General features: G+C 60.3%; 20 protein-coding genes. 10 read left to right on the top strand and 10 right to left on the bottom strand.

Going from position 1 to position 18149, the window contains the following annotated elements:
* Positions 1-4 precede the first annotated feature (4 nt).
* The 3 genes from AB4X18_RS03660 to AB4X18_RS03650 form a co-directional block, all read right to left on the bottom strand.
* A complete protein-coding gene (locus AB4X18_RS03660; protein WP_370402330.1) occupies positions 5-463 on the bottom strand; it encodes a universal stress protein in 459 nt (152 codons plus the stop codon).
* An 83-nt stretch (positions 464-546) separates the two neighbouring features.
* The gene (locus tag AB4X18_RS03655) at positions 547-1425 is read right to left on the bottom strand and encodes a branched-chain amino acid aminotransferase (RefSeq protein WP_370402329.1); all 879 of its coding nucleotides are present in this window, start codon (positions 1423-1425) and stop codon (positions 547-549) included.
* Between the two features lie 22 nt (positions 1426-1447).
* The gene (locus AB4X18_RS03650; protein WP_370402328.1) at positions 1448-1684 is read right to left on the bottom strand and encodes a hypothetical protein; all 237 of its coding nucleotides are present in this window, start codon (positions 1682-1684) and stop codon (positions 1448-1450) included.
* A 147-nt stretch (positions 1685-1831) separates the two neighbouring features.
* On the opposite strand from AB4X18_RS03650, the gene AB4X18_RS03645 reads away from it, so the two are divergent.
* Both AB4X18_RS03645 and AB4X18_RS03640 read left to right on the top strand, forming a co-directional pair.
* Positions 1832-2557 (top strand): M48 family metallopeptidase, encoded by a 726-nt coding sequence (locus tag AB4X18_RS03645; RefSeq protein WP_432817097.1) that lies wholly within the window; start codon positions 1832-1834, stop codon positions 2555-2557.
* 22 nt (positions 2558-2579) lie between these two features.
* Positions 2580-2936, top strand: a complete 357-nt coding sequence (locus tag AB4X18_RS03640) for a YigZ family protein (RefSeq protein ID WP_370402572.1) — start codon at positions 2580-2582, stop codon at positions 2934-2936.
* On the opposite strand, the gene trhA is transcribed toward AB4X18_RS03640, so the two are convergent.
* The 5 genes from trhA to rimO form a co-directional block, all read right to left on the bottom strand.
* Positions 2925-3545: a PAQR family membrane homeostasis protein TrhA gene (gene trhA, locus AB4X18_RS03635; protein WP_370402325.1), complete on the bottom strand. Its 621-nt coding sequence runs from the start codon at positions 3543-3545 to the stop codon at positions 2925-2927. The genes AB4X18_RS03640 and trhA overlap by 12 nt on opposite strands.
* Before the next feature lie 47 nt (positions 3546-3592).
* On the bottom strand, positions 3593-3976 hold the full coding sequence (locus AB4X18_RS03630; RefSeq protein ID WP_370402324.1) for a thiol-disulfide oxidoreductase DCC family protein: 384 nt from the start codon (positions 3974-3976) through the stop codon (positions 3593-3595).
* Between the two features lie 56 nt (positions 3977-4032).
* Positions 4033-4398 (bottom strand): hypothetical protein, encoded by a 366-nt coding sequence (locus tag AB4X18_RS03625; RefSeq protein ID WP_370402323.1) that lies wholly within the window; start codon positions 4396-4398, stop codon positions 4033-4035.
* Between the two features lie 65 nt (positions 4399-4463).
* Complete coding sequence (locus AB4X18_RS03620; RefSeq protein ID WP_370402322.1) at positions 4464-5807, bottom strand: hypothetical protein; 1344 nt, start codon at positions 5805-5807, stop codon at positions 4464-4466.
* Between the two features lie 67 nt (positions 5808-5874).
* Positions 5875-7245 (bottom strand): 30S ribosomal protein S12 methylthiotransferase RimO, encoded by a 1371-nt coding sequence (gene rimO / locus AB4X18_RS03615; RefSeq protein ID WP_432817096.1) that lies wholly within the window; start codon positions 7243-7245, stop codon positions 5875-5877.
* Between the two features lie 61 nt (positions 7246-7306).
* Between rimO and AB4X18_RS03610 the strand changes: the two genes are divergently transcribed.
* The 7 genes from AB4X18_RS03610 to AB4X18_RS03580 all read left to right on the top strand — a co-directional run bounded on the left by AB4X18_RS03610 (position 7307) and on the right by AB4X18_RS03580 (position 15548).
* A complete protein-coding gene (locus AB4X18_RS03610; RefSeq protein WP_370402321.1) occupies positions 7307-9259 on the top strand; it encodes an AsmA family protein in 1953 nt (650 codons plus the stop codon).
* 93 nt (positions 9260-9352) lie between these two features.
* Positions 9353-10585 (top strand): tryptophan synthase subunit beta, encoded by a 1233-nt coding sequence (trpB, locus tag AB4X18_RS03605; protein WP_432817095.1) that lies wholly within the window; start codon positions 9353-9355, stop codon positions 10583-10585.
* Positions 10586-10819: 234 nt separating this feature from the next.
* Positions 10820-11338 (top strand): CoxG family protein, encoded by a 519-nt coding sequence (locus AB4X18_RS03600; protein ID WP_370402319.1) that lies wholly within the window; start codon positions 10820-10822, stop codon positions 11336-11338.
* Positions 11339-11375: 37 nt separating this feature from the next.
* Positions 11376-11861, top strand: a complete 486-nt coding sequence (locus AB4X18_RS03595; protein ID WP_370402318.1) for a (2Fe-2S)-binding protein — start codon at positions 11376-11378, stop codon at positions 11859-11861.
* A 2-nt stretch (positions 11862-11863) separates the two neighbouring features.
* The gene (locus AB4X18_RS03590) at positions 11864-12199 is read left to right on the top strand and encodes a VOC family protein (RefSeq protein ID WP_370402317.1); all 336 of its coding nucleotides are present in this window, start codon (positions 11864-11866) and stop codon (positions 12197-12199) included.
* An 84-nt stretch (positions 12200-12283) separates the two neighbouring features.
* Complete coding sequence (locus tag AB4X18_RS03585) at positions 12284-14647, top strand: xanthine dehydrogenase family protein molybdopterin-binding subunit (RefSeq protein WP_370402316.1); 2364 nt, start codon at positions 12284-12286, stop codon at positions 14645-14647.
* Positions 14648-14762: 115 nt separating this feature from the next.
* A complete protein-coding gene (locus tag AB4X18_RS03580) occupies positions 14763-15548 on the top strand; it encodes an FAD binding domain-containing protein (RefSeq protein ID WP_370402315.1) in 786 nt (261 codons plus the stop codon).
* A 222-nt stretch (positions 15549-15770) separates the two neighbouring features.
* Here the strand turns inward: AB4X18_RS03580 and AB4X18_RS03575 are convergent, their stop codons facing one another.
* A complete protein-coding gene (locus AB4X18_RS03575; RefSeq protein WP_370402314.1) occupies positions 15771-16703 on the bottom strand; it encodes a DUF5666 domain-containing protein in 933 nt (310 codons plus the stop codon).
* Entirely contained in the window at positions 16690-17532 is an 843-nt protein-coding gene (locus tag AB4X18_RS03570; RefSeq protein ID WP_370402313.1) for a DUF6502 family protein, read from the bottom strand. Before AB4X18_RS03570 ends, AB4X18_RS03575 begins: the two co-directional genes overlap by 14 nt.
* Positions 17533-17655: 123 nt before the next feature.
* Between AB4X18_RS03570 and AB4X18_RS03565 the strand changes: the two genes are divergently transcribed.
* Positions 17656-18141: a fasciclin domain-containing protein gene (locus tag AB4X18_RS03565; protein ID WP_370402312.1), complete on the top strand. Its 486-nt coding sequence runs from the start codon at positions 17656-17658 to the stop codon at positions 18139-18141.
* Positions 18142-18149: the final 8 nt, after the last annotated feature.

The following is an 18149-nucleotide window of genomic DNA, read 5'->3' as shown; positions in this document are numbered from 1 at the left end:
AAAATCAGGTAATCGATTCCAGCACTTCCTTGCTCAGGTCGCCCGGAACAATCGTGACTGGCACAGGCAGCGATCCGGCACTGCGCGACATCTGGGTTACAAGGGGGCCGGGGCCCTTTTTCTTGTCCGAACTCGCCCCCAGAACCAGCACGCCGATGTCACCATCATCCGCAATCTGCTGGATGATCTCATCCACGGCTTCGCCTTCGCGGATGACCAGTTCGGGATCGATGCCCTGCTTGTCGCGCATCCATTTCGCGAACACCTCGAAATGGACCTCTATCCGTTCACGCGCCTCGGCGCGCATGATATCCCCGACACCGATCCAGTGATTGAATTCGTCAGGCGGAATGACCGCGAGGACCGAAACGCCACCTCCTGTATGAGCCGCGCGCAGGGCCGCAAAGCGCATGGCGTTCAGGCACTCCTGGCTGTCGTCCAGCACAACGAGAAACTTCCGCATTCTATTCTCCCTTGGGCCGGATCATGGCGCGCGGATATCCTGCGCGCAATCGCTAACTGCAACTGGTACTGCCCTGCGCCGGATCAGGCTTGCTGCGAAGCGGCCCAGTCCCAGTACATCTCGCGCACGCGCCGGGTTATGGGATTTTGATTGTCCCCAACGCCATAGGTCGTGTCATCAAAGGCCTTGACCGGGGTCACCTTCATCATGTTGCCGGACAGGAAGACCTCGTCCGCGTCGTGAAAATCCTCGAAGGTAAGGACGGTTTCATGCACTTTTATGCCGTCCTGCGCCATGTTCGACATGTGCCGGGCGCGGGTGATACCCGCCAGGAAGGTACCATTCGGGATGGGGGTAAAGACCTCTCCATCCTTGACCATGAAGACGTTGGCAGACGCGCTTTCGGCCACATTGCCCATCGCATCGGCCACCAGCGCATTGCCGAAACCCTTGCTGCGCGCTTCAACCATCATGCGGGCGTTGTTGGGATACAGGCACCCGGCCTTGGCGTTGACCACGTTGTCCTCCAACACCGGGCGGCGAAACCGCGTGCGGGTCAGCGTCGTTGCCGCCTCCGGCGGGGCCATCGGGATCTCTTCAAGACAGACCGCAAAGCCCGTCGCTCCCTCCCGCGGCACGATCCCCAGTTCGTCCCCCGCAAGCGCCCAATACATCGGACGGATATACACCGCCTTGTCGGTGCCATAGCTCTTGAGACCTTCGCGCACGATCTCGATCATGTCCTCGGTTTCAACCGTTGGTGTGATCATCAGCGCCGCGGCGGAGCGGTTGACGCGCGCGCAATGCGCCTCCACATCCGGGGCAAGGCCGTCAAACAACCGTGCGCCGTCAAACACGGTCGTGCCAAGCCACGCACCGTGATCGGCCGCGGTCATGATCATCTGATCGCCGTCATGCCAGGTGCCGTTGTAATAGGTCTTGATGTTGGTGCCGGTTGCCATGATTGCTCCTCAGGTGGCGGGATTACGAACCGGGCGCGCTGCGGTAGATACCTTCGGGCAGGTTCAGCGCCGCGGTCAGATCGCGCAACTGCTCAGGCGACAGGGTGATCTTGACCACCCGATCCGTGCGCGGATCCCATTGTTCGAACGTAATTTCGCTGTCAAACGCCTGCACGGTGATGTCTTCACGCAGGGGGCTTGCGCCCTCATCCACCAGCGTGATCACCGTGGCGTCGAATTCGTGCTCGATGGTAAACATGTGCGAAACCTGCGGCTTTCTGCCGGGCTTTGCAAGCGCCGCTTTCAAAGTGGCGTGAACGGGGTGGCCCCGCGCCGGAGCCGTGTTAAAACCATGGCCTGAGATTCCCCCCAATCGTCGTGCTGCGGCGTCAAAGGATCCTTTTACATGATCAAAAAGACCGTTCTTGCCTTTTTTGCTGCCGCTGCCCTTGCCGCCTGCGACGTCGTGCCGGTGGACACCGCGCCGCCGCCCCCCGAAGCGCCTGTGCAAACTGCAAGCGCGCCCGGTCGCGGCCTGAGCGCGCAGCAGGCCGCCCGCAGCTTCGTGCGCGTGGTGCGCACGGTGGAGCCGGTGGCAGAACGCGAATGTCGCGCCCGCACGTCTGGCGTGAACTGTGATTTCAACATTGTGGTCGATGATCGCCCCGGCCAACCGGCCAACGCATTCCAGACGCTGGATAATCAGGGGCGGCCCATCGTGGCCTTTACCCTCGCGCTGATCGCGGATGCGCGCAACGAAGACGAACTGGCCTTCGTGCTGGGCCATGAGACTGCGCATCACATCGCAGGCCACATCGGACGGCAACAACAAAATGCCGTCGTCGGGGCGGTGATCTCTGCCGGGCTGGCCACGCTTGGCGGTGGGGATGCCTCTACCGTGCGCACCGCGCAGCGGATCGGCGCACAGGTCGGCGCGCGGCGGTTTTCCAAGGAATTCGAACTGGAAGCGGACGCGCTTGGCACCATCATCACCGCGCGCGCGGGCTACAATCCGGTCCGGGGCGCCGAATTCTTTACCCGCATCCCTGATCCGGGCGACAGGTTCCTCGGCACCCATCCGCCCAATGCGGCCCGCATCGAAATCGTTCGCCGTACGGCTGCCGGTCTTTGATCGCCATCATCATCATGAAGTGCTGATCCAGCTTGGCCAGGTGCTAAGCGACCGCGGCTCGAAATATGCCGTTTCCGGTGCGCGGGTCCGTGACCGGGCCGGGGTGGATACCTGCCTCAAGACCCTCAAGCGCGACAAGTCCTACGCCAAGGCGACCCACAACACATGGGGGGTGCAGCTGTCCGATGGTGGACCATTGAAAGGGGATGATGGCGAAGCCGGTGCAGGCATGGTCATCCTGCGCATGCTGGAGCGTGAAGGCCTGACGGATCACCTGATCATCGTGACGCGCTGGTACGGCGGCAAGCATCTTGGCGGCGACCGGTTCCGCCACGTCCAAACCTGCGTGACAGCCTATCTTGACGCCCTAAAGGCTTAGCGCGACCGCCGCGAAAAAGCAAATCGACGCCGTCAGAACAAAGCCGTGCCAGATCGCATTCTGGTACCGCATGCCGGGATGGGCAAAGACCCAGGTGCCTGCCGAATAGATCAGACCGCCCACCACGATCAGGACCAATGCACTGCCGGGCAGGGCCTGTGCCATCGGCCAAATCAGCAGCACGGCAAGCCATCCCATCCCCAGATACAGCGCAAGCGACCCGCGCGCATTGGGCGGCCAGAACCACAGTTTCGCCAGTGCGCCCAGCCCAGCCAGCGCCCAGACAATCGCCAGCACACCATAGGCAAAACCGGTGCCGATCAAGGCGACAAAGGGCGTGTAGGTCCCCGCAATCTTGAGATAAATCGCCGCATGGTCGATCCGGTGCAAGACCGCGCGCGGGCGTTCAAACGGTGACATGTGATAAAGGGCAGATGCCCCGAAGGCCAGGATCAGCGACGCGGCATAGGTTGCAAAGCCGGTTACCGCGCTGCCGCTCAGCTGAAGCTGGTGGAGCACCAGCAGGCAGGCGGGAATGGATAACGCCAAACCTGCCAGATGCACGGCGCCATCGGCAAGCGTTTCGGAAGGGGAGTTTGGATAAGTCATTTCAAAAGCCTAACAGAAGGTCGTTAAGATTTTGTGTTAACCTTGGGTCAGCCCGTTTCGGTGCGTCGGTCTTCGCGCGCCACGTGCCAACGAAAAAGGAGCGGCGCAAGGATGTGATCATATACCTTGTTGGCGCTCCAATAGACCCCGGGCAGCGCCACCAGACGCGCCAGCCAGTTCAGCCGTGGAATATCGCGCCACAGTACGATGAAGGCCGGGATGCCTGCATAGGTCTGGCCGTCTTTGCGCACGTGCAGCCGCTGTGCGGCCGCCTGCGCGTCAATGCCCCAACGCGCCAGTGTTTCGGTGTCGCCCAGGTCATCGTAGCGGATCGGCAGCGCGTCGCGGGTGCTGATCTTCTCGTAATGCTCTATCTCGCGCCGACAGATCGGGCAGGCGGCATTGTACAGAACTTCGGTCTCATTGCTCATGAATGGGGAGATAAGCGGCGGGGCGGCAAAGTCACCCCAGACAATTCGCCACGCCCCTACCGCGGCTTGTTGCTGTCGATCCAGCGCGACATCAGCTTGCGATCCTGAAAACACTCCGGCGGCACGTCAGCGCGCTTCAGCCGGGCAATCCGTTCCGCGAATGCCACCTGTTTGGAGGAAGGGTAATTGGCAAACTTGCCTGCTGGCGCGGCCTTTTGTTCCTCGATCCACTTCGAAAGCGCGGCGCGGTCCGCCTCGATCCCCCGGGGCAGGCGCGCACCTGACCGTGCCGCCAGAATACGGGCATAGCTGACCTGCTTTTCCGTGGCGGCCAGCGGCGGGTTCAGCGGAAGACGGTCCTGCGCAGGCGGCGCACCCTTGGCAGAGGAGAAAAGACCGGGAAATTGTGGCTGAAAGGACATCGAAATGCTCCTGTTCTTTACGGAGAACAGATATAGAACATTTTGAGGAAAATTTCAAGGTTTCCTTACGGCTCTAAATCCTCCGCCATCCCGGTGAGATCAATTTCTTTGATTTCGTCTCGCACTCTTTCGATCCGCGGTGCAGGTTTCCTCCATTCAGATAGGTTTTGGCCATACTCCGCATAATACCAGGGGACTAGACGCTCCAGTTCATTGATAAAATTCAGTCGTTGGGTGAATTTTGCCCCGAGGCCCTTTGCGAGGATTAACTCAAAACCGTTTACTTGCAGGCCGCCTTTGTCAATTTCGCAGATGGATGGATCTTCAACAACTTCCTGAAGTGCGAACTGAGTGGTTTCGCTTCGACCAGGCCACTTGCAGCGGACGAACATGTCCTCTGTTTCCTCGGACTTAACTTGTCTTAGCAGCCAGTTTAATCGAGCCTTGCTCGTCTTTCTGTCATCTGGTGCGCGGATTGCCATGCCGACTTCCAAAGTCTTCCTACTTAGATCGGCTGTAATATGAAGCGGAGATGCTGCTGCAGGGATCGTAAGCTTCACCGAAAGGCAGTTGGTTTCGCGCAGTACAGCAAGCTCGTCTTTGTGCCTGTCTAACCTATTGTTTTGATGATTTTTGGGGAGCTTCTGACCTACTGAGGTATCGGTTTGGCGGCTGAGAATAAGCGACAGATCGCGCGTTTCTTGGTGCCAAGCATTCACGACAACATCTGCTTCAGAGGACTTAGCGGGTATTTTTCCCCCTGCTGAAACCAGTTTGTTCAAGTCTACCCACTCTTTTGGCATTCGATCAAAGCCTTTAACGCCTGCACTGTCGTGCGTAAGAAAGCGACAGAGTTCATAAAGTAAGACCCGCTGATCAGCGTCGGCAACGTTCTTGTTTGATATCAGAAGTTCCGCCACCGTAAGCATATACATCCAAGACCAATGGTAGACTGGTATTTTTGAACGGCTCTTCGAAACTGCTTCAAGCGGGTGTTGATCAGGTGATGTGGCAAACTGGTTTGAGATAGTGATGATGCAATCGATACCATGCTCCTTCGCGATGCTACGGTATTTCTCGATCTGCTCTTCCTTCAGAACCTCCCCGCCAATTTTTGCTTCAACTAACGCTTTCCATTCGGTTGCTCCAGATTTGACAACAATCAAACCATCCGGTCGATCTTGCGGCGCATCTTTTCGGCACTTGAACACCACTTCAGTGAAGCAACCTATTTCACTACGTTTTCCGACTTTCTTCCCTATCGATGAAAAAAGCTCAACGCTGAATTCTTCAATTTTCGTTAAGCATGCCAATACGATCGATGCCGTTCGGCCTTCCTTGGATGTAGTCGATAATACCGGAAAAAGACGAGCCTCTTCCCCTTGAATCAGATATTCTGGTCGTTCCAACGCCTTACCTCCATTTCCCGGTAAGATAGAGTAACGGCGGGTGATTAATCAATAGGTTGTGCTCGAATTAAACCAACCGTCCCCAAAGGTCATATTCCCCGGCTTCATCCACTTCGACTCGGACGATATCCCCAACCGACAGGGCCTCGAAACCCTCGTCAATGAAAAGGTTTCCGTCAATCTCGGGGGCGTCCGCCTTGGTCCGGCAGGTCGCGGCCTTCGTGTCGACCTCATCCACGATCACCTCCATGACCTGTCCGACCTTCGCCGCCAGTTTGGCCTCCGAAATCGCCTGTGCCTTGGCCATGAAGCGGTCCCATCGGTCCTGTTTGACCTCATCGGGCACATGATCGGGTAGGGCATTTGACCGCGCGCCATCAACGTTTTCGTACTGAAAACATCCAACGCGATCCAGCTGTGCCTCATCCAGCCAATCCAGCAGGGTCTGGAATTCCGCTTCCGTCTCGCCGGGATAGCCGACGATGAAGGTCGACCGCAGGGTCAGGTCCGGACAGACTGCACGCCACGCTGCGATTTCATCCAGTGTTCTGGCGGCCGCTGCCGGGCGCGCCATGCGCCTGAGCACATCCGGATGGGCATGCTGAAACGGAATATCGAGGTAGGGCAACACCAACCCCTCCGCCATCAGCGGGATCAGCTGCCGCACATGCGGATAGGGGTAGACGTAGTGCAACCGGACCCACGCCCCCAGCGATCCCAGATCACGCGCCAGATCGGTGATATGCGCCCGGTGTCCCCGGTCTTCGGCGTGTTTGATATCAACACCATAGGCCGACGTGTCCTGCGAGATCACCAGCAGTTCGCGCACGCCGTTCTCGACCAGCTTCTCCGCTTCTCGCAGCACCGCATGCGCAGGCCGCGATTGCAACCGCCCGCGCATGTCCGGAATGATGCAGAACTTGCACTTGTGGTTACAACCTTCTGATATCTTGAGATAACTGAAATGTCGCGGGGTAAGGCTCACACCACTTGCCGGCAGCAGATCGACAAAGGGATCGGGGCTTGGCGGGACCGCATCGTGCACCGCATCAAGCACTTGTTCATACTGGTGCGGCCCGGTAACGGCCAGCACCTTTGGATGCGCACCCGTGATATAATCAGGTTCCGCCCCCAGACAGCCCGTGACAATCACCCGACCGTTTTCATTCAGCGCCTCGCCAATGGCCTCAAGCGATTCTGCCTTGGCGGAATCCAGAAATCCGCAGGTATTGACGATCACCGCATCCGCACCGGCGTAATCGGGCGAAACGCCATAGCCTTCGGCGCGCAGCCGCGTCAGAATACGCTCACTGTCGACCAGCGCCTTGGGACAGCCAAGCGATACCATGCCGATGCTCGGCTGGCCCGCACGGCGGCTGTCGCGCAGGTGGACGTCCGGGGCAAGGTCAGGGCGCAGATTGGGTGGGTTTGTGCTCATCCGTTGGGCTATAGTGCAGACAAGGGGCCTGCGAAAGGCCCCGTGACGAGGAGAGTAAGTGATGAAATGGATTGTGCGCATCATAGGCGTCCTGGTGCTGCTGGTTGTGGTCACCGTTGTCGGCATCCTGATGTTGCCTGCAGAGAAAATCGCGCAGATCGCTACCGATCAGTTGCGCAAGATTACCGGTCGCGAGGTGACGATCAGCGGCGATGTTGGCATGACCTTCTGGCCGGTACTGGGCGTCAGCGCCGAAGGGCTTGAGGTGGGCAATGCCGACTGGGCCAGCGAAGGTGCCATGCTTTCCACCAAATCCGCCGCCATCGGTGTTGATGCAAGCGCGCTTCTGCGCGGTGAAATCCGCATCACAAACATCGAAGCGCAAAGCCCCACCATTCGTCTGGAAAGCCGCAAGGACGGGCGCAACAGCTGGTCGTTCTCCGATGCCGCAGGCACCGCCACGATCGAAACGGAAACCGCGCCGGAGCGTGCGGCCCAACCCATCAGCCTGCAGAAACTGACGATTACCGATGCCACGCTGATCTATGACGCCGAAGGCGCGGACCGGGTGTTTTACGAAGGCGTGGACCTGTCGCTGGATTGGCCGGAGATCAACGGCGCGGCTGACATCGCCGCCACCCTGCGACCCAGCGGCCAGCCCGTCACGCTTGATGCCCGGATCGAAACGTTTGCGACCTTTCTGACCGGAGAAATCTCTCCCCTGCGCGCGCAGATCAGCGCGCCGGGGGGCAGCCTTCTGCTGGCAGGGCGCGGCACCCTGCAAGGGGCGATTGCGGCGGACATGACGTTGAAGACCGACAACACCAGTATCTTCCTTGCTGCTTTGGGCGCAGGTCCTGTTAACCTGCCACGGGGGCTTGGCCGCACCACGAATGTCAGCGCCAAGATCACATTGACCCCCGACCGCAAACTGACCCTGCGCGATCTGGTGGCTGATCTGGGCCGCAATACCTTGCGCGGCGGTGTGGACGCCGCGTTGAACGGGACGCCTGAAATCACCGCGCAACTCAGCGCAGGTGCATTGGATTTGCGCGGCCTTACCGGGTCTGACGACGCGCCTGCCGGCTCCGGTGGCAGTGATCCGGCGCCGGCTGCAGGCAGCGGTTGGCCCACCGACCGGATCGACGCATCAGGCCTTGCCGCTTTCAACGGCAGCATCGGCCTGAGCGCAGACAGCATCGATCTGGGCGCGCTCACCTTGGGCAAAAGCCGTTTCAACCTGACCAATGATCGTTCCCGCATGGTGTTCGCCCTGCGTGAAGTCGCGGCCTACGGCGGCGGCCTGAGCGGGGAATTTGTGATGAACAACCGCAATGGCCTGTCCGTAGGCGGCACGCTGAATGCGGCGGACGTGCAGATCAATCCACTGCTAAGCGATCTGGCGGATCTGACACGCTTTACCGGCACAGGAAACGCGCGCCTGTCGTTTCTGGGCGTGGGCGACAACGTGGATCAGATCATGCGGTCGCTCAAGGGGGACGGAACCATCGCACTTGGGCGCGGCAGCATCGAAGGGATCGATCTGGATCAATTGCTGGGCTCCTTCGACGTCAAGGGCGGCACGACCGTCTTTGACAGCGTCAATGCCAGCTACACCATCGCCGGGGGCATCCTGCGCAATGACGATCTGTTGATGCTGCTGCCGAACTTCAACACTACCGGATCAGGCCAGATCAACCTCGGCGCACAAACGCTTGATTACACGGTCGTACCCAAAGCGCTGCGGGTGAATGGGGACCGTGGCCTCGCTGTGCCGGTGCGCATCAGCGGGCCGTGGTCCGATCCCAGCGTCAAACCCGACCTCTCTGCCGCCATCGATCTGAACTTCGCCGCCGAGAAGGAAGCGGCAGAAACCCGCGCGAAGGCCAAGCTGGAAGAAAAACTGCAAGAAGAACTGGGTATTCAGCGGCAGGAGGGCCAATCGGTGGAGGATGCGGTCAAGGACCGTGTCGAAGACAAGCTGAAGCGCGAATTGTTCAAAATCTTCGATTAAGGCCACCCTGCGCCCAACCGCCACGGCAATGGGCGCTTTTACGCCCGCCCTGCCTGCGCTAAGAGACTGCCCAAGACCTTCAGGAGATGCCCCATGGCCAACGATCTTTTCAACAGCTTCATGACCGGCCCGGATGAAAACGGCCGGTTCGGTGATTTCGGCGGGCGGTTCGTGTCCGAGACACTGATGCCGCTGATCCTTGAACTGGAACAGCAGTATGAAAAGGCCAAGACCGACGACAGCTTCTGGGCGGAGATGAACGATCTGTGGACGCACTACGTGGGCCGCCCCAGCCCGCTCTATCACGCCGAACGCCTGACGGAGGAGCTGGGCGGCGCAAAGGTTTACATGAAGCGGGACGAGTTGAACCACACCGGGGCGCACAAGATCAACAACGTGCTGGGCCAGATCATCCTTGCGCGCCGCATGGGCAAGAAACGCATCATCGCGGAAACCGGCGCGGGCCAGCACGGCGTGGCAACGGCGACCGTCTGCGCCAAGTTCGGTCTGAAATGCGTGGTCTACATGGGTGCGCATGATGTCGAACGCCAAGCGCCCAACGTTTTCCGGATGCGCCTGCTCGGCGCTGAAATCATTCCTGTCACCTCGGGCCGGGGAACCCTCAAGGACGCCATGAACGACGCCCTGCGCGACTGGGTCACAAACGTGCGCGACACCTTCTATTGCATCGGCACGGTCGCGGGTCCGCACCCCTATCCGGCAATGGTCCGCGATTTCCAAAGCATCATCGGCAAAGAAGTTCGCGAACAGATGACCGCCGCAGAAGGCCGCCTGCCCGACACTGTCATCGCCGCGATTGGCGGTGGCTCAAACGCGATGGGCCTGTTCTATCCCTTCCTTGACGACAAGGAAGTCGGAATCATCGGCGTCGAAGCGGGTGGCAAGGGCGTGAACGCCAAGATGGAGCATTGCGCGTCATTGACTGGCGGACGTCCCGGCGTGCTGCACGGTAATCGAACATATCTTTTGCAAGACGACGACGGCCAGATCCTCGAAGGGTTCTCCATTTCCGCCGGCCTCGACTATCCCGGCATCGGGCCGGAGCACGCATGGCTGCACGATATCGGCCGCGCACAATACGTCTCCATCACCGATGTGGAGGCATTGGCCGCGTTCCAGAAGTGTTGCGAACTGGAGGGAATCATCCCCGCGCTTGAACCCTCGCACGCGCTGGCGCATGTGATGAAAATCGCGCCTGAATTGCCGAAAGATCATATCATTTGCATGAACATGTGCGGGCGTGGCGACAAGGATATCTTCACCGTGGCCAAGGCCCTCGGCTTCGAGATGGGCGAATTCGCCTGATCTGCCGGATTTGACCTGCCAGCCAGGCAGGGTTCGCTTTGACCACGCGGGCTGTCATCGCTCCGTCTACCGGCAGGCCGGTGTATCTTGCCAATTCCGCAGGCGGGTCGTTTTGTCGCGGCCCGCTTTTTCAATGCCAGACAAAGGGCCTGCGCGGAAATCTCCCATTTGATCAAAGCCTCAGGATGATGCAGACTGATTCCAGACAGTCGCACCTTCGAAGGATTCCGCCACATGGAAATGACAGGCTCCCGCGTGATAGCCGCCGACCGCGATACGGTCTGGGCGGCATTGCTGGACCCGGACGTGCTCAAGGCCTGTGTGCCGGGGTGCCAATCGCTTGAAGGGTCCGCCGATGAAGGATTTACCGCAACCGTGGTGCAGAAGGTCGGCCCAGTGAAAGCAACGTTCAAAGGCGTCGTGGCGCTGCAGGACCGTGTGCCGCCTGACAGCCTCACGCTCAGCGGTGAAGGAAAAGGCGGGGCTGCCGGTTTCGCCAAGGGCGCTGCAAACGTAAAACTGTCCGAAGAGGGCGACGGCACGTTGCTAGAATACGAAGTTGATGCCAAGGTTGGCGGCAAGCTCGCGCAGTTGGGCAGCCGGATCATTGACGGATTTGCCCGCAAAATGGCAGACCAATTCTTCGAGAAATTCCAGGAAGCCATCGAAGGCCCGTCCGTGGATGACGCTGACGTGGATCCCGATCAGGACACCCCGAAGAAGGGGTGGTTCAAAAAGATCGTATCCAGTTGAAGAGATTGAAAAGAACAAAAACGGGAGGAAGACAAAAATGACCAAGGTCACAATGACCGTAAACGGCAAGGAGATGTCTGGCGACGTCGAAGGCCGTACCCTGCTTGCGGGGTTTCTGCGCGATGATCTGGGCCTGACCGGCACGCACATCGGCTGCGATACCAGCCAATGCGGTGCCTGCGTGGTGCACGTGAATGGCGTAGCAGTGAAATCCTGCGCCGTTCTGGCCGCCGAAGTTGATGGTGCGGAGATCAGCACGATCGAAGGCCAGGCGAATGCCGATGGGTCCCTCAACGTGATCCAGCAGGCGTTTCAGGATCACCACGGCCTGCAGTGCGGCTTTTGCACCCCCGGCATGGTGATGTCCGCGGCGGCCCTGCTCAAGGAAAACCCCAAGCCGACTGAGCAGGAAGTGCGCGACTACCTCGAAGGCAACATCTGCCGCTGCACGGGCTATCATAACATCGTCAAGTCGATCATGGCCGCATCCGGTCAGGACGTCGGCGCGATCGCTGCGGAATAAGCGTGGCTGGCCCGGACTTCATTGAAATCGGCACGGATGATCCCGCCAGCACCACGGCGTTTTTTACGTCCGTCATGGGGTGGGAATGGACCGACATGGGCGAAGGCCAGGGTGGATATTTCACCGATGGCACCCGCAAGGTCGGCATGCATGAAGAAGGCACCGCTTGCATGGTGCCCTACCTTGCCGTCGAAAACATCGAAGTCATGGTCGCGCGCGTGAAATCAGCGGGCGGCAGCCTCATGGGGGAAATTGCAGACGCCCCCGGCTATGGCCGCTTTGCAACCTGTATCGATCCGCGCGGTGTGCGGTTCGGACTGCATCAAGATCAAGAATAGGGTCCCGCAGCCGCACCGGCTGAACATCGGACCCAAATCAACCCAACAGGTGCGCGTCACGTGCACCCCAAATGGAGGAATACAATGCCCAAAGATTCAGGCATCGGCGCATCCCCGAAGCGCCGCGAAGACATCAGGTTCCTGACCGGCGTCGGCAACTACACCGATGACATCAACCGCCCCGGTCAGGCGTATATGCATGTGCTGCGCTCCGACATGGCGCATGCGCGCATCAAGAACATCGACACCTCTGCTGCGATGGCCATGTCCGGCGTGATCCACATCTTCACCGGTGACGATTTCGAAGCCATCGGCGGCATTCCCTGTGGCTGGCAGGTCACCGACCGTTTCGGCGAAGCGATGAAGGAACCCAAGCACCCGGTGCTGGCCCACGGCAAGGTCCGCCACGTCGGCGATCCGATCTGCGCGATTGTCGCGGAAACGCTGGCCGAAGCCCGCGATGCGGCTGAAGCGATTGAGCTTGACCTCGAAGAACTGCCTGCTGTCGTGAACATGGCCGCCGCCCTCGAAAGCGGGTCCGCTACGGTGCATGACGAACTGGGCGATAACCTTTGCTATGACTGGGGTTTTGTTGAGGAAAACAAGGAAGCCGTGGACGAGGCGATCAAGAACGCCGCCCACGTCACCACCGTGGAGCTGATCAACAACCGCCTCGTGCCCAATCCGATGGAAACACGGGTGGCGATTGGCGAATATGACCGCGCAGGCGATATGTCCACGCTCTACACCACGTCGCAGAACCCCCATGTGATCCGCCTTCTGATGGGCGCTTTCGTGCTGGGCATTCCAGAGCACAAGCTGCGTGTTGTCGCCCCTGACGTCGGTGGCGGTTTCGGCTCCAAGATCTACCACTATGCCGAAGAGGCGCTGTGCACCTTCGCGGCCAAAACCCTCAAGCGTCCGGTCAAATGGGTCTCCACCCGGACGGAGGCGTTCATGTCGGACGCCCATGCCCGTGACCACGTGACCAAGATCGAACTGGCGCTGGACGCGGACAACAACTTCACGGCGGTGCGCACCAACACACTGGCCAACATGGGCGCGTACCTGTCGACCTTTGCGCCGTCCATTCCCACATGGCTGCACGGCACACTGATGGCAGGCAACTACAAGACGCCGCTTGTCTACGTGAACGTCCGCGCCGTGTTCACCAACACCGTGCCGGTCGATGCCTATCGCGGTGCCGGACGGCCCGAAGCGACGTATCAGCTGGAACGCGTCATCGACAAAGCCGCGCGCGAGCTGGGCGTTGATCCGTTTGAGCTGCGCCGCCAGAACTTCGTCACCGAATTCCCCTACCAGACGCCTGTCGCGGTGGAATACGATTCCGGTGACTTCAACCGTCTGGTCGACAAACTCGAAGCCAGCGCCGATTTCGGCGGCTTCGCAGCGCGTCGTGCGGAAAGCGAAAAGAAAGGCCTGCTGCGCGGCCTGGGCGTGAACTGCTTTATCGAGGCCTGCGGTATTGCGCCGTCGAACCTCGTGGGGCAACTCGGTGCGCGTGCGGGTCTGTACGAATCCGCAACGGTGCGGGTGAACGCCACGGGCGGCATCGTCGTCATGACCGGCAGCCACAGCCACGGTCAAGGGCACGAAACCGTGTTCCCGCAGGTCATCTCGGAGATGATCGGCATCGACGAAAGCATGGTCGAGATCGTGCATGGTGATACCGCCAACACACCGATGGGCATGGGCACCTACGGCTCCCGCTCCATCGCGGTGGGTGGTCCGGCCATGGTGCGCGCGACCGAAAAGATCATCAACAAGGCCAAGAAGATCGCGGCCCACCTGATGGAAGCGGCGGAAACGGACGTGGAACTCAAAGACGGCGCGTTCAGCGTTGCAGGCACGGACAAATCCGTCGCCTGGGGCGATGTCACGCTCGCGGCCTACGTGCCGCACAACTACCCGCTCGAAGACATCGAACCGGGGCTTGAAGAAACCGCGTTCTACGATCCGGCCAACTTCACCTATCCCGCCGGCGCCTACGCCTGCGAGGTGGAGGTCGATCCCGAAACCGGCAAGGTCACCATCGCCAAGTTCACCACGGCGGATGACTTCGGTAATGTCGTCAACCCGATGATCGTCGAAGGTCAGGTCCACGGTGGTCTGACCCAAGGCATCGGTCAGGCGCTCATGGAAAACGCAGCATACGATGAAAACGGCCAACTGCTCAGCGCGTCCTACATGGATTATGCCATGCCACGCGCGGCGGATGTGCCAAACTTCACCGTGGATCACTCCAATGGGACGCCGTGCACGCACAACCCACTGGGCGTGAAAGGCTGCGGGGAAGCGGGCGCGATTGGGTCCACACCCACGGTTGTGAACGCTGTAATCGATGCGTTGCAGTCGGGGGGCCACAAGGTGGATCACGTCGACATGCCGGTATCGCCATCGCGTGTCTGGGCCGCCATGCAGGGCTGAGTGTGCAGGCCTGCCCCGTATCCGATACGGACGCGGGGCAGGGCGCAGATTGACATTTCACCCTGTCGCTATCCCGTCACACGGGCATCCGGCAGGGAGATGAAAGGAACGAAAGATGTATAACTTCGACTTCGAAAAACCGACCAGTGTGGCGGATGCTGTTGCGGCCCTCGGCACGGAAGAGGCACAGGCGCTGGGCGGCGGTCAGACCATGATCCCGACGCTGAAACAGCGACTGGCCAGCCCCTCCAAGCTGGTCAGCCTGACGGGTATCGCTGAAATGCAGGGCGTCTCTGCCAGCGGCGGCTCCGTCAAGATCGGCGGTGCAACGACCCACGCCACTGTCGCGGCAGAGGCGGGCAGCTATCCCGCACTTGCCGATACCGCCAGCCACATCGGCGATCCGGCGGTCCGTAACCGCGGCACCATCGGTGGGTCGCTGGCCAACAACGACCCCTCCGCCTGCTACCCGGCGGCGGCGCTTGGCTCAGGGGCGACGATCACCACCAACAAGCGTGACATTGCCGCCGATGACTTCTTTCAGGGCATGTTCACCACTGCGCTGGAAGAAGGGGAGATCATCACTTCCGTCACCTTCCCAGTGCCGGAAAAAGCCAACTACCAGAAGTTCGTGCAACCCGCCTCGCGTTTCGCGCTGGTCGGCGTTTTCGTGGCGAAGTACGCCGACGGCGTCCGCGTGGCTGTTACCGGTGCGTCAAATGACGGTGTTTTCCGCTGGTCAGAGGCCGAAGCGGCACTGTCGTCCAACTTCTCTGCATCGGCAGTCGACTCGCTTGCTGCGCCCGCGGGCGATATGATCAGCGATCTGCACGGCACCGCGGAATATCGCGCGCATCTGGTGGGTGTCCTGACCAAACGCGCCGTGGCTGCGGCCGCCTGATCACTCAGGTCTGATCAACGAAAGCCGCTCCCGGAAACGGGGGCGGTTTCTTGCTGTCCTTTGTCGACGTATGGTCCGAAGTTCTGTCGAGCCGGCCCAGCCGACCGCCGGACCTTCCGGCTCCAAACACCCGACACAATGTATACCTCGTCCGGCATGATCCACGATCCGGGCACCGCCTGCCATGATCCGTAGCCTGAATCCGATACCCGCTGCGCGCCGTTACCGTGATTGGGCGCTGATCCGGCGCAACAGCCGCCGCTGCGCGCTGAAACCTTCAGGCAGGACAACCGCGCCGCGGGCCGCGAATTTCCCGTTGTATTCACCGTTCATCAGAACCCGCGATCCGGCAAATTCATCCAGTTTCAGGTTCCGTTCGAAGCTGTGGCCAAGCCCTGCCACGCGGTAGCCGGGCGCGCTGCTGGAGGGATCAAGGTAGCCTTCTACACTCAGCCGCGCCAGCGGGCCTGCCGCACCGGTGAAACGCTGGTTTGTCACAGCGCGGGCCCGCAAAATGCCTGACGCCACGTCGAATTGCCCGACAACGCTTGCAAAAGACCCCCTTGGGACGCTGCCGGTCCCCGGTCCACGGACCGTAACTGAACCAACCTGCGTCCTGCCACCGCGGCGTGCCACATCGCCTGCCACCAGATCAGACGCGGATCGCGCCGCCGCCAGACGGCTGGCCTGAACGAACGCGCCCCGCCACAGCCCGGACACCGCAACGCGGTACCCAACCTCCAAGCCCTGCAACCGGGTATCAAGCCTGACCTCAACGCCGTTGACGGTGATGCGACGGCGGTCGGCAGCAACCTGCGTAATCGCCCCCACCAGCGGATGGGTGACATGCACCCGGCGCGCGACCAGGGCATCTGGGGCTCCGGCCGCTTCGACGGTCAGGCTGTCGCCAAGTCGCAAATCGCTTTCCTGCAGCGCCCCGAAACCGTCACTGTACCGGGTGGCATCGTTGGTGCGCACATAGTTGCCTGCAACGATCAGACTGCCGAAATCGGTCAGCAGACCGACAATGCCCGTGCCGCCGATCCCCCCTTCCACGTCGGGGCGCGCCGTTTGGGCAGCCGCGACACCGGGAAAGACCGCCGCTCCGATCCCAAGACCCAAAGCATCCCGACGTGAGAATTTAGCCGTCTTCATCGTGCTTCCCTTGTCTTTGACCTGTTTCATCCTGGCGGAAGAAGAAGTGGCCGAAACGGAACCGATGTCTGGCCGTTTCCTTGTCCTTGTCGGCCTGCTGCCGGACGGAAGCAAGCGCATTGACCTTCTGCAGCGCCTCCATGCTCAGACGGCGTGCTTCTTCTTCGATCTCGTCCACGGATGCGTCGCTGAGGTAATTGTAAAAAACTGCACGCTCGAAATGCGGGGTGCCGTCGGAAATCAGGTTGTCTACGGCGGCCTGCATGTGGTCACCCACGTTGTGCGCGAAAAAGTGCAGCTTCTGATCCATGTCCGCGGTGCCGAAAAGCCCTTCCAGCAGCAGTGTCACCTGACCGTCTTCGACAGTAATGATGTTCTGGCGTTCCAGTTCATCCAATACCGTACGCGGACGCACATCGCGGCTGACGGCTTGCACCAGCGCGTCAAACCCAGTCCCATCACTGGCCGTGCGGTGCAGGGGGGCCGGGTTTCCGGCGGCATCAAGAAAGGTTTCATCGGAAATCCAGCGACCGACCACCGACGCAAGCAAGCTCACCTTCTGTCCGACTGCTTTATTCTCGCCCGGACCCAGCGCGCGGAATTCCTTGACGTCACGGCGGTGCACGCCGGTCATGACGCTGATCCGGCTATCCGTCGCACCATCCTTCAGTTCTTCTTCCGCAACCTGAACATATGTCTGTTTTACAATGCGATAGAGCGCGGGCGCCGTGATCCCCTGCGCGATCAATGCCCGCACCAGCGGCCGGACGAGCCGCCGCACAGCCTGCTCGAACAAGCTTGATTTGGAAAAGGGATCTTGCGCTGCCATGGCCGTAACATGGAGGGGAGTGTGAAAAAATTCCACAAAAAACTTGCCAATAGCGATCCATGAGACATTTTATCGCGAGTACCGTGTGATTTTTACACACACTCACATCAAGGAGGCTCAAAAATGAAATTGTCTTACTTCGTCAAAGCGACGGCCCTTGCGGCCACGATCGCCCTCGCAGGCTGCGCCGACACCATGGGAGAACCAGACATCGTCGAAGTCGCGCAATCTGCCGGCACGTTCGAAACCCTTGTGGCTGCCGTCTCTGCCGCTGATCTGGTTGGCACGCTGCAAAGCGAAGGGCCCTTCACTGTGTTCGCCCCGACCGATGCGGCATTCGCGGCGTTGCCCGAAGGTACGCTCGACACCCTCCTGTTGCCCGAAAACAAGGATCAGTTGACCGCCATTCTGACCTATCACGTGCTGCCCGGCAAAGTGATGGCCGCCGACATCGCGGGCCAGCGGCTCAGCCCCACAACCGTGAATGGCAAGGCCGTACATGTGGACGGTCGCAGTGGCGTACGTGTGAACAAGGCCAACGTCATCCAGGCCGACATCCCTGCCTCCAACGGTGTGATCCACGTGATCGACCGCGTTCTTCTTCCCTGATTGTCTCA

The sequence above is a fragment of the Sulfitobacter rhodophyticola genome (assembly GCF_041281685.2).
In the GTDB taxonomy this organism is placed as follows: domain Bacteria; phylum Pseudomonadota; class Alphaproteobacteria; order Rhodobacterales; family Rhodobacteraceae; genus Sulfitobacter.
This window is presented reverse-complemented; position numbering and strand designations above follow the sequence as displayed.